We start from the raw sequence: 13,078 nt of genomic DNA, 5'->3' as shown, positions 1-13,078 counted from the left end.
CCGCCCATGGGTAGGAAAGTCGCATTCATTGCGGCCTTGTTCGGCGCGTTGGCATTGGCCGGTCCGGTACAGGCCCGGGTCGAGGTGCAGTGGTGGCACGCCATGAGCGGTGTCCTGGCCGACCGGCTCAATGAGCTTGTCGAGAAGTTCAACACATCGCAGGACAAATACACCGTCGTCGCCGTCGCCAAGGGCAACTATGACGAGGTGACCAACGGGGTGATCGCCGCCTATCGCGCCAAGCGGCCACCGGAAATGGTGCAGATCGCCGAGCGCGGTTACATGACGATGCTGCTCTCGGGGGCCGTAGTACCCGTTCAGGACTTGATGGACCAGAAGGGTTACAAGATCGACTTCTCGGACTTCATCAAGCCTGTGGCAAGCTTCTGGAGCTACAAGGGTCGGATGTCGGCGATGCCGTTCAACTCATCGACGCCGATCTTCTGGTACAACAAGGATCACTTCCAGAAGGCCGGTTTCGACAAGCCGGCTGACACCTGGCAGGAGTTGGAGAAGCAGCTCTACACCATCAAGTCCAAGAGCATTAGCGAATGTGGCACGGTGCTGCCCGGCGATTTCTACTGGAGCCTGCTTGAGAACTACAGCGCCATCAACAACCAGCCTTACGGCACGCTCGCAAACGGCTTTGACGGGCTTGGGACCGAGTTCGTCTACAACAAGACTAAGGTGGTCTCGCAAGTCGCGCGCTTGAAGAAGTGGCTCGACGACGGCGTGATGCAGATCGCGGGCCAGGGCTTCAGCCCAGAGCAGTTGTTCACGTCGGGACGGTGCTCGACGTTCGTCAATTCGACCGCATCGCATGGCAATATCGAGCGCAACGCGACCATCAACTGGAGCGCGACCTTCCTGCCGCACGAGAGCGATGTCAATCCGCCCCTCAACAGCACCATCGGCGGCGGCGCCATCTGGGTCCTGAAGGGCCACACGCCGGAGCGATACGAAGCCGTCGCGGCCTTTCTGAACTTTGTCGCCCAGCCGGAAACTCAGGTGTGGTGGCATGGCGCAACCGGCTACGTTCCCGCCACGAACCGGGCCTATGCGCTTGCGCGGGAACGTGGCTACTACAAGGATCACCCGACCAGAGAAATTGCCGTGCTACAGCTCTCGCGTGGCACGCCGAATGAGAACTCGCGCGGCTTCCGCTTCGGCAATTTCGTGCAGACGATGCTGGCCCAGCGCCAGGAGGTGGAGGCTGTCTTTGCCGGTCAGAAGCAGCCGCAGCAGGCGATGGATGACGCGGTCAAGCGGGGCAACGAGATCTTGCGGCAATTCGAGAAGCTCAACGCCGGGAAGACTCCGGAAACCGAGCGTCCATGACTTTACGACTATCCATTCCTTGGCGTGATGGGCGCGCACCCGTGCTTCAGAGAAGGCACGGGGGCGGCCAGTCCAAGGTCGGGACGGGTGCGGTGGTTGGCGGATCCCGCGCATCCGCAAAGGCGCGGCGCCGTGAGCAAGAGGCAGGACTGAAGCGAGCCAATTTCGGCGATGGCCCCGGCCTGCCGACGTTGCTGTTGCTGCCGCAATTGCTGATCCTGCTGTTCTTCTTCTTCATCCCGTCGCTGCGGGCGCTGATGCAATCCGTCCTGCTCAGTGATCCCTTTGGAACCAACGTCCAGTTCGTGTGGTTCGACAATTTCAAGATGCTGTTTGCGAGTAGCGAGTATCGCCAGTCGATCGCGGTGACGTTCTGGTTCACGGTGGCGCAGAACGTGCTCACGCTGGGGAGCGCGCTGGTGCTTGCCTTCGCCACCGACAGGATCGTGCGCGGTCGTTCGATCTATCGCACGATCATTCTGTTGCCCTATGCGATTGCGCCCGCGATCGCCGGTATCCTGTGGGCCTTCCTGTTCAATCCGGCGGTTGGCCCGCTCGCGCAGGTGCTGCACAGTTTCGGCATTGCCTGGGATCCCAACCTCAATCCGACCGACGCGCTGATCCTGGTTACACTCGCAGCGTCATGGAAGCACATCTGCTACGACTACATCTTCCTGGTCGTGGGTCTGCTCGCGGTGCCGGTATCGCTCATGGAGGCCGCCGCGGTGGACGGCGCCGGTCCGATCCGACGCTTCGTCTCGATCGCGCTGCCGATGCTCGGGCCTACCATCTTCTTTCTCACCGTGATGAACTTCATCTACGGCTTCTTCGAAACCTTCGCCATCATCGATGCCGTCACCAAAGGCGGTCCGGCCGGCGCAACCAACATCCTGGTCTACAAAGTCTTCGTTGACGGCTTCGTCAATCTCGACCTCGGCTCTTCGGCCGCGCAATCTGTTCTTTTGATGAGCTTCGCGCTGATCTGCACGCTGCTGCAGTTCCGCTACTTCGACCGTAAGGTCAATTACGGAGTCTAGCCGTATGGTCGAGCGCTCACCGGTCCTTAGCATGGTCTGTCACGCGATCCTGATCGCCGGTGCGCTGGCAGTCTGCATTCCGCTGTATTTCGCGTTCGTAGCGGGCTCGCTTACGGTCGCCGAGGTGCAGAAGGTGCCGCTGCCGTGGCTTCCGGGCAGCCAGTTCTTCGACAACCTGCAATTGGCGTGGAGCAAGGGCAATTTCAGCCGCACCTTCACCAACTCTATCGTCGTGGCGCTCGGCATTACCGCCGGAAAGATCGCGGTATCGCTGCTGTCGGCCTTCGCGATCACCTACTTTCGATTCCGCTACCGAATGCTGGCATTCTGGCTCATCTTCGTCTCGCTGATGCTGCCAATCGAGGTTCGGATCGTGCCGACCTTCGAAGCCGTGGCCAATGCAGCGCTGCCTCTGCAATGGCTCGTCGACACCCTGCATTTGGCGGATCTGTTGGGCCGGATCAGCGGTCACGACATCGCGATCGCGCTCGAATGGAACATGGTCAACACCTATCCCGGGCTGATCCTGCCGCTGATCGCCTCGGCCACGGCCACGTTCCTGTTTCGCCAGTTCTTCCTGACGGTCCCGGACGAGCTGTGCGAGGCGGCGAGGCTGGACGGAGCGTCGCCGCTGCACTTCTTCTGGAGCATCCTGCTGCCGCTCTCCGTTCCGAACATGGTGGCGCTCGCCATCATCCTGTTCCTGTTCGGCTGGAATCAGTATCTCTGGCCGTTGCTGTTCACGACCGACAAGGACATGGCCACGGCGGTCATTGCATTGAAGGGTCTGATTCCGCGCTCCGACAGCGAGCCGGCCTGGAACATCGCCATGAGCGGCGCGCTCCTCACGATGTTGCCGCCAGCGCTGGTCGTCCTACTGTTGCAGCGCTGGTTCATCAAGGGTCTTATCGACAGCAGCAAGTAGGGATCGATCATGGTTTTCATCGCCGGGCATCGCGGCGCGCGCAATCTTTGGCCGGAGAACAGCCTGACGGGCTTCCGCAACCTATGCAAGGAGGGGGTCGATGCGGTCGAGTTCGACGTCCATCAAAGCGCGGATGGCGGGCTGGTCGTGATCCATGATCCGCTGCTGGACCGCACCACGTTCGATAGCGGACCCGTTGGCGAGCGCAGTCTGAGGCGCTTGACGGCGACGCGTCTTCGCGACGCCGGCGATGAGTGCATTCCGACCTTGGACGACGTGCTCGACGTGTTCGTCGAAACGACGCTCGAGCTCCACATCGAGATCAAGACGGATGCGCTCGGTAATCCCTATTCGGGTCTGGAGGCGCGGCTGATCGACGACATCAGGCGCCGGGGTCTGGAACGGCGTGCCGTCATCACCTGCTTCGTGCCGGGCGTGATCGAGACCGTGCGCCGGCTATGGCCGGAGGCGCGGGTGCTTGCCTCGCTCGACCGCCGTTCGGCGGAGATGATGGGTGGGATAGCGTCGGCGCTGGCGCAATTTGCCGCCATTCCCGGCTGCATCGTCGCGGTTGAAAAATCGCTTCTGGGGCTCACGCTGCCGCTCGCCCTTAAAGTGCTCGGATCCGAGCGTCTCGGCGCATGGGTGACCAATGAGCCAGAGGATATCGCCTACTGGCTTGCCCAACCGGTGCGGCAGATCACGACCGACCGGCCCGATCTCGCCGTGAGCATTCGCCGCAAGCTCGCAACCGCGCCCGCGCGTCCATGATTGCCCGCCGCAGCTTTCTCGCGGGATCGCTGGCGAGCGTCGCCTTCGCTGCGCCGGCCGGCTTCGTGCGGGGAGCACCGGTCTCGTTCAGTGCAGATCCGTTCACTCTCGGTGTTGCGTCCGGATGCCCGCGACAGGATGGCGTCATGCTGTGGACCCGCCTTGCGCCACAACCTCTCGAAGGCGGCGGCATGCGGGATGCTCCGGTGGACGTCGAGTGGCAGGTTGCTGAGGACGAGGCCTTCTCGCGCATCGCCTCCCGCGGCGTCGTGCGTGCGGCAGCGGAGCTTGCGCATTCCGTGCATGTCGAGGCGACGGGATTGCGGCCCGATCGCGTCTACTGGTACCGCTTCCGCGCCGGTCCGGCGCTTAGCCCGGTCGGTCGCACCCGAACCGCACCGGCCGAGTCCGGGCGTCCTTTCCGCTTTGCCTTCGCATCGTGCCAGCAATACGAGCAAGGCTATTTTACCGCTTACCGCGACATGGCCGCACGCGATCTCGACCTGGTCGTGCATCTCGGCGACTACATCTATGAGAAATCCTGGGGATCGCACCACGTCCGCCAGCACGGCGTCGGAATCCCGACGACGCTCGAGGAATTCCGCAACCGCTACGCGCTCTACAAGAGCGATCTTGACCTGCAAGCGGCGCACGCTGCCTTTCCTTGGCTTTCGGTCTGGGACGACCACGAGGTGATGGACGACTATGCCAATGATCGCTCCTACACCGTGCGCGATCCCGGCCAGTTCCTCAAGATCCGTGCGGCGGCCTATCAGGCCTATTACGAGCACATGCCACTGCCGCCTTCGGCCCGTCCACGGGGCGCGGATGCCACGATCTACGAGCACTATCGCTTCGGCGACATGCTCGACGTGCTGCTGCTCGACGACCGGCAATATCGCTCGGCATCGGCCTGTGTCGGAAGCAAGCGTCCGACTTGGGCGACCGACTGTGCAGGTCGGACGGACGAGGCGCGGACGATGCTGGGCGAGCGACAGGAACAATGGCTCGATGCGCGCCTGCGCGACTGTCGCGGCCGCTGGACGATCGTCGCGCAGCAGACATTGATGGCGCAGGACAAGCGGGAAGGGGATGATGGCGCGCATTTCTGGATGGACGGCTGGGACGGCTATCCCAATGCCCGCGGTCGTCTCCTTGATTCGCTCGTCACGCATCGCCGGCGCAATCCGATCGTGATCGGCGGCGACCGTCACGCCTTCTTTACCGCCGATCTGAAGCATGATTTTGCCCGGCCGGATGGTCCGACCATCGCGACCGAATTCGTCGGCACCTCCATCAGTTCGGACGGACCGAGCGAGACCGGTGTGCGCAAGGCGCTGGCGGAAAATCAACATCTTGTCTATGCGCGTGGCGACAAGCGCGGCTATGCGACCGTCGAGCTCGACACCCGGCATTGCACCGTGGGATTCGAGGCGCTCGACGACGTCCAGGACGTCAAGAGCGCCGTACGCCGGCTGACGACCTTTGTGGTCGAGGACGGCGTGCCGGGGGCGAAGGCCGCATGACGAGCGTCCGGATGGCCCCGCATTTGACGACCACGGAAAGATCGCCTCAAATGCTCCGACGTCTGATTATGCCTTGAGGCCGCTGCGGGGGGCTGCGCCGTGACTGATCAAACCATCCTGCGGGTCGCCTGGCTCTACTACATGGAGAACCTGACCCAGGCCGAGATCGGCGAGCGGCTGGGGCTGACGCGTGCCCGCGTCAACCGCATGTTGTCGGATGCCCGGCAGACCGGCATCGTCAACATCAGCCTCAACTCCGCCTTCGCGAGCTGCACGGAGCTGGAGCACCGGTTGCGTCGCGAGTGCGGCCTCGAGGATGCAGTCGTCATCCCGACCCCGGAGAACCCCGAGCAGGTCGGAAGCCTGATCGGGATGGCGGCGGGAGCGTATTTGTCGAAATTCCTTGAGCAGAAGCGCCCGCGTATCATCGGTATCGGCTGGGGCGCGACCTTGCGCGAGACCATCCGCTACGTCACGCCGGCGGACTACCCCGAGCTCTCCATCGTCTCCATGATGGGCGGCCTGTCGCGCGGACTCGAGCTCAACACCTTCGAAATCGCGGGCGAGCTCGCCCACCGGCTGCACGCCCAGTGCAGCTATCTGGCCGCCCCGATTTTTGCCAGCAGCCGGCGCTCGCGTGACACCTTCCTGGCCCAGGAGGTCTATCAGGAGGTGCTGAACAGCGTCGAGCGGATCGATCTTGCGCTGTTGAGCATGGGAGATCTGACCCCGCGATCGCTGCTGGTGCGGCACGGTCTGCCGCCGGACGTACGTATCGAGCATTTGCGGGCCGCAGGCGCCGTCGGCGACGTGCTCGCGCAGTTTCTCGACAAATCCGGCCGGCCGATCGATCACGGCATCAACAGCCGCGCCATCGCGCTGCCGCTCGAAAAGTTGGCGCGCGTGCCGACCTCGATGCTGATTGCCGGGGGCCTCAACAAGGCGCCGATCATCGCCGCGGTGCTGCGCGGCCGGATCGGTAAGGTGCTGGTGACGGACGAGAACGCCGCCGTCGCCGCGCTGAAGCTGATCGACAAGCAAAAATAGCCCTGTTTTCGCAACGAGTGTCAAATCTGTGCCCCGGCGCGATGCCGGCGCGATCGCACCGTGCTGTCCAGGAGAGATGCAAAAGCATTTGTCACGTCATGATTACATATGTAATATCACGAAGACAATTGCTCAAAGAGAGATGGCGTCGACATGCGCGCTGCGGTGCTCCAGGACATTCGCGATATCCGCGTCCTCGATATTCCCGAACCGAGGCCTGTGGCGGAGGACGATCTCATCGTCCGCGTCAAGGCGGTCGGCGTCTGCGGCAGCGATCTGCATTCCTACCTCGAGGGCGGAACGACCGGCCCGACGCGCGTCAGGCCGTTCGTCCTCGGCCATGAATTCTCGGGCGTCCTCACGCCGGACTCGGCACGCAAGGCGGGACTCTCGGCCGATGCGTTGGTGGCGGTCGATCCTTCCATTCCATGCGGCCATTGTGAATGGTGTCACCGCGGCCATACCAATCTTTGCCCCAACGTGAAGTTTCTCGGCTACGCGCCACACAATGGCGCCATGGCCGAATTTGTCTGCGTGCCCAGATCCGCCGTGCATTTGGTGCCTGACAGCATCGACCCGGCCGGTGCAGCAATCCTGGAGACGCTCGGCGTCGCCATCCACGCCATGGACTTGGCGCGTCCGCGACTTCTTGAATCCGTGGCGGTGCTTGGCTGCGGGCCGGTGGGGTTGTTGTTGGTGCAACTCGCGCGCCTCGCCGGTGCCGGAAAGATCATTGCGATCGACCCGGTCGAGCAGCGTACTACGCTGGCGTGCGACCTCGGTGCGGATGTGGCGTGCCGTAGCTACGCCGGGGTCGGGGACATCACCGAAGGCCGCGGCGTCGATCTGGTGATCGAGGCGACCGATTCCTCGCACGGCTTCGAGCATGCGGCGCGCTGTGCGCGTATCGGCGGCCGGCTCGTTCTCGTCGGCATTCCCGAGAACAACCAGTACGTCCTGAGCGGTGCGGAGTCGCGCCGAAAGGGCTTATCAATCAAGTTTTCGCGTCGCATGCCGGAGGTTTATCCGCGGGCCATCGCGCTTGCGCGGGGAGGGCAGGTCAAGCTCACGCCGCTGGCGACGCACCACTTCTCGCTTGACCAGACGCCTGCCGCGTTCGAGCAACAGGTCGCGCGACGAGATGGAATCATCAAGGCGATCATTTGCCCGTAGATGAGCGCTATCTTGCCAAGAGCTTGGTGTAGCGGGTGCAGCAGGACTGGTCGTGATGGCGAAATCGTCGAAGCTGGTCGTCGCAAAGAAAGGCCGCGTCCTGATGGTAAGACGCAGGCGCGACGGGCTCTGGATGTTTCCAGGCGGCCGCCGGCGAGCCGGCGAGAGCGACAGGCGCTGCCTTCGTCGTGAGATCAAGGAGGAGCTCCCCAAGCTGAAGCTTGGGCCGCTGAAACTCTGGAAGGAAGTGAAGGCGAAGAATCGCCGGTCCGGTCGCCGCATGAGTGATGCGATTTTCCTGGCAAAGAAAGTGTCAGGGCGCTTGAAGGTCGGCGACAAGAAGGAGATCGATAGAGCAGTTTGGCGTAAGCCGCATCGCGCGAGATTGACTCCGACCTCGCGCTACATTCGCGATAGGCTGTTTCCAAGGCGAGGGCGTCGCTAAATTGTTGGCGACCGTTCTGCGATGGTGGGTGCCCCGGTGAGCCCGAGCCGTTCCCGATTTCCTCCCTGGTGAAGTTCTCCAAAAAAACATCACGGCGCGAAGCTAGGGCTCGCGTTCGACATGTGCTCGGATTGCATTGCTCGTCGTTTCGATCCACCCGTGCTCACGAGCCTTCGCAACCATGTCGGCGTATGCCGCATCCCACGTCCTTTCGTCGGGGCGTCCGGGCAGGGTCGGGGCAAGATCGATGGGGACAAGCACGTTGTTGTCATCGACGAAGATGATTCCCCTCGTCGTGGCGGCTCGCGCGGCGGCTTCGCCCTTCAGCACCAGCTTGAATTTGCGGAAGTCGGACGGCTCGGCCAGCCGGACTTCGTTGGACGAGCATGCGATGATCATGGTTCTGCCCTTTCGCGCCGTCTCTATCACGAATGCAGCAGGGTGCGCAGCGCGCCCTGGAAATTGACCAGTGGGCCGCCGTCGCCGCCGTGCGTCGCCACGATTCGGCCGATGAAGATGCCGTGAGTGCCGACCGCCTGGTGCTGGTAGAGCTCGCATTCGACCGCGCCGATCGCATCCCGCAGCACAGGAACGTCGAGCAGGCCCTGGTCCCAGGGCGCGGTCGCAAAACGTTGGGCGCCCTTGACGCCGTCGCGGCCGGCGAAGCGCAGGGCCAGATCCTGCTGGCCGCTGCCGAGCAGGCTGACGGCAAAGCTGCCATTGGCGAGGATCGCGTCATGGGTCTCGGAGCTCGCATTGATGCCGACCAGCAGGCAGGGCGGATCCATGCAGAGCGAGGTGACCGAGCTGACGGTCAGCCCTCGCCGGTCGGCATCCGCGCCGGTCGCCACGATGGCGACGCCGCCGGCCAGATTTCCCATGGCACGGCGGAACTCCGCCGCATCGACCGAGTCACGATCGGCTCCTTGCGGAAACTTCTGGTGAGCCATGGCCAACACCTCCGGACTTGCCGACGTCAAGCCGACACTGCTTCGCCGGCGACCCTCGCATCCTTGCGGCCGCTGCGCAGTTCCTTCCGGATCGCGGGGATGATCTTGCTCCCCCACAGCTCGATCTGCTTCAGCATGGTGCGCTGGTCGAAGTCGCCGAGTTGGGTCTGCACCGCGATATGCGACGGCTTGAGGATGCTGATCTCCTCCAGCATGCGGTCGATCACCTGGTTGACGCTGCCGACCGGCAGGTTGTTGCGCATGGTCTCCAGGCTCATATCGTTGGGCCCGGCCTGTTCCTTGATCAGATAGCCGTCGTCGCTCTGGGCGCGGCGGAATTTCAGGCTTTCGGAGAGCCGGCGCTGGAAGCGGGCATTGTCGAGATAGGAGGTGACCTCGCTGTCATTGTCGCTGGCATAGGCGCAGCGCAGGAAGCCGAACCGGGTGGCGTCGATCGACCGGCCTTCCTGGGCCGCAATGCCTTCGAGCCGCTCGCGCAGTGCCTTGATGGCATCGGTGCCATTGAGGAGAGCGGTCACGAACAGATTGTGGTTGTCGCGGATGGCGCGGCCGAGGGTCTCGGCATGGCCGGACGTTACCCAGATCGGCGGCATCGGGGTCTGCACGGTGCGCACGGCAATCGAGGTCGGCGGAATCTTCAGGTGCTGGCCGGCGTAGGAAAAGATCCGCTCCTGCATGCCTGCATGCAACACGTCGTAGAACTCGGCAAACAGCGAGTGCGAATCCTTGAGGTCGACGCCGAAGCGGTCGAACTCGAATTGCTGATAGCCCGAGCCGATGCCGAGATCGAGGCGGCCGTTCGAAACGGTATCGGCGAAGCCGATCTCGCCGAGCAGTCGCGCCGGATGATACAGCGGCAGCACGCAGACCGCGGTGCCGAGCCGGATGCGCTTGGTGAGGCCGGCGCAGTGCGCCACCATCATCAGCGGCGAGGGACACAGGCTGTAATTGTTGAAGTGGTGCTCGGCGTACCATGCGGTATCGAAGCCGGCCTCTTCAGCCGCCACGGTCTGTTCGACAGCGTTGTGGATGACCTGCTGCGAGCTTTGATGATAGCCGCGCTGCTGAGCCAGAATGAATACGCCGAATTCCATGGATGCATCCTCCGCCAAACTGACCAGTCGCTTTTGCGACCTGTTCTCATCAAGCTACCGACTTGAGGTTTTTCGAACAATTGGCGTAATCTGATCATGTCTTTTGCAGAATTTGAAAAGATCAATGAATCGCCTCCAGGCCATGGAATTGTTCGTCTCCGCCGTCCGCGAGGGCAGCTTTTCCGCGGCCGGACGCCGCGCGGGGCTCTCGCCGGCATCCGTGTCGCGCTATATCGGCGAGCTCGAGGCGCAGCTTGGCGTGCAATTGCTCAACCGCAGCACGCGCCATCTCGGATTGACCGATGCCGGCAAGATCTTCTTCCAGCGCACCGAGCAGGTGCTGCACGGGATCGAGGACGCGGAGGCTGCAGCGCTCGCGCTGCAGACCGCGCCGCGCGGGACGCTGCGCGTTCATTCTCGGACGCTGTTCGGCATCAAGGTGCTGTCACCATTGATCCCGCAGTTCCAGGAGCTATACCCGGAGCTGAAGGTGGAACTGCGGCTGTCGGAACGGCGCGTCCAGCTTCGTGAGGAGGAGTTCGACATCGATTTCCAGATCGCCGCGCCCAAGGATCCAGGCCTGATGCAGCGCCGGCTGGTGCGGAGCGAACGCATCCTCGTGGCGTCACCCGACTACGTCGCGCGGAAGCCAAAGTTGCGCGGACCGGATGATCTCGTCGGCCACAATTGCCTGACCTACTGGATGGGGCCCGACGATGTGGTCTGGAAGTTCATGCGCAAGAGCAGGCTGCGCGAGATCGTCGTGCCGTCTTCGTTCAGCAGCAATAATGGCATCATCCTGTGCGACCTCGCGGTGCGCGGGCACGGCATTGCGCTGCTCGACGACTACACGGTCGCGGACGAAGTGAAGAACGGGAGGCTGGTGCGTCTGTTACCGGGCTTTCGCGTCACCAACTCGACCTTCGACGAAGGCATCTACGCCACGTTCCAGCAGAGCAGCTATCTGCCTGAAAAAATCAGGGTGTTCGTCGACTACATGGCCGAGAGCGTGCCGCGGCTGATCAAGCGATCCGGCTAGCACCACGCGCCGCCTTCAGCGTGTGCCAAACCTGTGGGCAGGCAGTCCCGTCACGCCGAGATTCTCGATGGCGAACAATCCGCCGGCGTCCGGGCTGTCATCGAAAAGATGCGTGCTGCGCGAGATCGAGGTCACATAAAGCACGTCGAGACCGGGGCCGCCGAAGGTCACGCTGGTCGGATGCCGGACGGGCATCTCGATCTTGCGCACCATCGTTCCGTCGGGTGCGAACCGTGCGATGGCGCCGATCCGCACCAGTACGGTCCAGAGATAGCCGTCCGCATCGACGGTCGCACCGTCGCCGCCCGAGCTATGCGCGTCCATCTCAGCGAACACGCGCTTGTTCCTCAGCGGGCCGTCGCGGTGATAGTCGTAAGCCCAGATCATACGTCGTGCCGTGTCCGCGAGATAAAATATCCGGCCGTCCGGACTGAAGCAGGGGCCGTTGGTCACTGCGAGATCGGATTCGAGCTGCTCGATCGCGCCCGCCGCATCGATGCGATACAGACCGCCGAGCGGCTTTTCATCCTCCGCGCGGCCGCCGTGCATTGTCCCCGCCAGGAAGCGCCCGAACGGGTCGGCCTTGCCGTCGTTCAGGCGGAGCATCGGATGATCGAGGCCGATCGAGGGGCCCTCGGCCCATTCCCGCGTGCTGAAATTGTAATGCGCAAAGCCGTGGCGCAGCGCCAGCACGGCGCGGTCGTCATGCGCGAGCGCGAGCGATCCGATCGGGGCGGGCACCGAGAATTCATCGATCGCGCCGGTCGCAGGCAACAGCCTGCGGATCAGTCCGGCGAGCGAATCGATCCAGTAAAGCGACTGGGTCTTGTCATCCCAGACCGGGCTCTCGCCAAGCCGGTCCCTGGTCTTGCCGATACGGGTGATGCGAGGGAGCGCGTTCATGGGAGCACCTCGTTGATCCCTTCTGCAGAGCGGGCTTGACCGATCGGTCGGCGAAAAACTACGTTGGTTTGCACATGAAGATCAGTGTTCGGCCGACCCAGATGTTCGGCCAGATTTGCGGGTTCGATGGTTGAATTGTCGACGACAAAGGACGGGGTTGCCAACCAGGCGGAGGCGTCCGATCGCGTCCTGCAGATCCTGAGCGAGGCCGGTCGTCTGTTCGCCACCAAGGGCTATGACGGCACCTCGATGCGCGACATCGCGGTGGCCTGCGGCATCTCGAAGTCGCTGCTGTATCATCACTTCTCCAACAAGGATGAGATCTACGCGCGCGTCGCTGTCGGCTCCACGCTCGAATTGTACCTGTTCGTGCGCGACCGGATTCCCGACGGTCCGCCGTCGCAGAAGATCCGAGCCTTCATGGTTGCGACGGCGGAATATTTCCGGCGCTATCGCTGGGCCTGGATAGCGTCGACGACCGCCTTCTGGAACGATCCCGATCGCCACCGGCAAAAGGAACGGATGACGCGCCGCGACCGATTCGAGCACTTTCTGCGCGGATTGATCCAGGAAGCGATCGACGCCGGCGAGATCCGCAAGCTCGATGTTGCCATGACGGGGCGGCTGATCCTGTCGTCGCTGAATTGGATGCATCGCTGGTACAATCCCAATAAATCGGCAACACCCGAGCAGATCGCCGACATCTTTTTTGACATGGTATTCAACGGCCTTCGGACCGACGGTCCTGCGAGGCCGCCAACCATCGAGCCGCCGAAGTCGCCCCGGCGAAAGCCGCGCTAGAGGCGCCT

At 63.0% G+C, this 13,078-nt stretch carries 14 protein-coding genes; 10 read left to right on the top strand and 4 right to left on the bottom strand.

The window, feature by feature from the left end; genetic code table 11:
* Nucleotides 1–6 precede the first annotated feature (6 nt).
* The 8 genes from ACNJX8_RS26185 to ACNJX8_RS26150 all read left to right on the top strand — a co-directional run bounded on the left by ACNJX8_RS26185 (nt 7) and on the right by ACNJX8_RS26150 (nt 8,262).
* Nucleotides 7–1,338, top strand: coding sequence for an extracellular solute-binding protein (locus ACNJX8_RS26185; RefSeq protein WP_439357239.1), 1,332 nt, complete (start codon nt 7–9; stop codon nt 1,336–1,338).
* Nucleotides 1,339–1,430: 92 nt separating this feature from the next.
* Nucleotides 1,431–2,375, top strand: a complete 945-nt coding sequence (locus tag ACNJX8_RS26180; protein WP_439357238.1) for an ABC transporter permease subunit — start codon at nt 1,431–1,433, stop codon at nt 2,373–2,375.
* A gap of 4 nt (nt 2,376–2,379) precedes the next feature.
* The gene (locus tag ACNJX8_RS26175) at nt 2,380–3,300 is read left to right on the top strand and encodes an ABC transporter permease subunit (RefSeq protein ID WP_439357237.1); all 921 of its coding nucleotides are present in this window, start codon (nt 2,380–2,382) and stop codon (nt 3,298–3,300) included.
* Between the two features lie 9 nt (nt 3,301–3,309).
* Complete coding sequence (locus tag ACNJX8_RS26170; RefSeq protein WP_439357236.1) at nt 3,310–4,071, top strand: glycerophosphodiester phosphodiesterase family protein; 762 nt, start codon at nt 3,310–3,312, stop codon at nt 4,069–4,071.
* A complete protein-coding gene (locus ACNJX8_RS26165) occupies nt 4,068–5,597 on the top strand; it encodes an alkaline phosphatase D family protein (protein ID WP_439357235.1) in 1,530 nt (509 codons plus the stop codon). The genes ACNJX8_RS26170 and ACNJX8_RS26165 overlap by 4 nt, the downstream gene beginning before the upstream one ends.
* A gap of 99 nt (nt 5,598–5,696) precedes the next feature.
* Entirely contained in the window at nt 5,697–6,644 is a 948-nt protein-coding gene (locus ACNJX8_RS26160) for a sugar-binding transcriptional regulator (RefSeq protein ID WP_206734330.1), read from the top strand.
* A 153-nt stretch (nt 6,645–6,797) separates the two neighbouring features.
* Nucleotides 6,798–7,817 carry a zinc-dependent alcohol dehydrogenase gene (locus ACNJX8_RS26155; RefSeq protein WP_128934671.1) on the top strand — a complete coding sequence of 340 codons (1,020 nt, stop codon included), beginning with the start codon at nt 6,798–6,800 and terminating at the stop codon, nt 7,815–7,817.
* A gap of 55 nt (nt 7,818–7,872) precedes the next feature.
* Nucleotides 7,873–8,262 carry an NUDIX hydrolase gene (locus tag ACNJX8_RS26150; protein WP_439357234.1) on the top strand — a complete coding sequence of 130 codons (390 nt, stop codon included), beginning with the start codon at nt 7,873–7,875 and terminating at the stop codon, nt 8,260–8,262.
* Between the two features lie 102 nt (nt 8,263–8,364).
* On the opposite strand, the gene ACNJX8_RS26145 is transcribed toward ACNJX8_RS26150, so the two are convergent.
* Genes ACNJX8_RS26145 through ACNJX8_RS26135 form a run of 3 tightly spaced genes read right to left on the bottom strand, consistent with a single transcriptional unit; the run spans nt 8,365 to nt 10,327 of the window.
* Nucleotides 8,365–8,661: a hypothetical protein gene (locus tag ACNJX8_RS26145; RefSeq protein ID WP_128938390.1), complete on the bottom strand. Its 297-nt coding sequence runs from the start codon at nt 8,659–8,661 to the stop codon at nt 8,365–8,367.
* A gap of 26 nt (nt 8,662–8,687) precedes the next feature.
* The gene (locus tag ACNJX8_RS26140; protein WP_439357233.1) at nt 8,688–9,212 is read right to left on the bottom strand and encodes a flavin reductase family protein; all 525 of its coding nucleotides are present in this window, start codon (nt 9,210–9,212) and stop codon (nt 8,688–8,690) included.
* 26 nt (nt 9,213–9,238) lie between these two features.
* Entirely contained in the window at nt 9,239–10,327 is a 1,089-nt protein-coding gene (locus tag ACNJX8_RS26135; protein ID WP_439357232.1) for an LLM class flavin-dependent oxidoreductase, read from the bottom strand.
* Nucleotides 10,328–10,451: 124 nt separating this feature from the next.
* Between ACNJX8_RS26135 and ACNJX8_RS26130 the strand changes: the two genes are divergently transcribed.
* Nucleotides 10,452–11,366 (top strand): LysR family transcriptional regulator, encoded by a 915-nt coding sequence (locus tag ACNJX8_RS26130; protein WP_439357231.1) that lies wholly within the window; start codon nt 10,452–10,454, stop codon nt 11,364–11,366.
* Nucleotides 11,367–11,381: 15 nt separating this feature from the next.
* Here ACNJX8_RS26130 and ACNJX8_RS26125 read toward each other — a convergent pair whose 3' ends face one another.
* Nucleotides 11,382–12,269, bottom strand: coding sequence for an SMP-30/gluconolactonase/LRE family protein (locus tag ACNJX8_RS26125; protein ID WP_439357230.1), 888 nt, complete (start codon nt 12,267–12,269; stop codon nt 11,382–11,384).
* A gap of 126 nt (nt 12,270–12,395) precedes the next feature.
* Here ACNJX8_RS26125 and ACNJX8_RS26120 point away from each other — a divergent pair, with 126 nt between their 5' ends.
* A complete protein-coding gene (locus ACNJX8_RS26120; protein ID WP_128934664.1) occupies nt 12,396–13,070 on the top strand; it encodes a TetR/AcrR family transcriptional regulator in 675 nt (224 codons plus the stop codon).
* Nucleotides 13,071–13,078: the final 8 nt, after the last annotated feature.

Origin of the sequence: Bradyrhizobium sp. SPXBL-04 (assembly GCF_051853035.1) — a bacterium.
In the GTDB taxonomy this organism is placed as follows: Bacteria; Pseudomonadota; Alphaproteobacteria; order Rhizobiales; family Xanthobacteraceae; genus Bradyrhizobium; species Bradyrhizobium zhanjiangense.
The sequence above is the reverse complement of the archived record's forward strand: the minus strand, read 5'-3'. Positions and strand labels throughout refer to the sequence as shown.

Coding starts and splice junctions, on each gene's coding strand:
- ACNJX8_RS26125 (WP_439357230.1), bottom strand. CDS start 12,269: ATGAACGCGCTCCCTCGCATCACCCGTATCGGCAAGACCAGGGACCGG.
- ACNJX8_RS26120 (WP_128934664.1), top strand. CDS start 12,396: ATGGTTGAATTGTCGACGACAAAGGACGGGGTTGCCAACCAGGCGGAG.
- ACNJX8_RS26130 (WP_439357231.1), top strand. CDS start 10,452: ATGAATCGCCTCCAGGCCATGGAATTGTTCGTCTCCGCCGTCCGCGAG.
- ACNJX8_RS26155 (WP_128934671.1), top strand. CDS start 6,798: ATGCGCGCTGCGGTGCTCCAGGACATTCGCGATATCCGCGTCCTCGAT.
- ACNJX8_RS26165 (WP_439357235.1), top strand. CDS start 4,068: ATGATTGCCCGCCGCAGCTTTCTCGCGGGATCGCTGGCGAGCGTCGCC.
- ACNJX8_RS26140 (WP_439357233.1), bottom strand. CDS start 9,212: ATGGCTCACCAGAAGTTTCCGCAAGGAGCCGATCGTGACTCGGTCGAT.
- ACNJX8_RS26175 (WP_439357237.1), top strand. CDS start 2,380: ATGGTCGAGCGCTCACCGGTCCTTAGCATGGTCTGTCACGCGATCCTG.
- ACNJX8_RS26135 (WP_439357232.1), bottom strand. CDS start 10,327: ATGGAATTCGGCGTATTCATTCTGGCTCAGCAGCGCGGCTATCATCAA.
- ACNJX8_RS26185 (WP_439357239.1), top strand. CDS start 7: ATGGGTAGGAAAGTCGCATTCATTGCGGCCTTGTTCGGCGCGTTGGCA.
- ACNJX8_RS26170 (WP_439357236.1), top strand. CDS start 3,310: ATGGTTTTCATCGCCGGGCATCGCGGCGCGCGCAATCTTTGGCCGGAG.
- ACNJX8_RS26145 (WP_128938390.1), bottom strand. CDS start 8,661: ATGATCATCGCATGCTCGTCCAACGAAGTCCGGCTGGCCGAGCCGTCC.
- ACNJX8_RS26150 (WP_439357234.1), top strand. CDS start 7,873: ATGGCGAAATCGTCGAAGCTGGTCGTCGCAAAGAAAGGCCGCGTCCTG.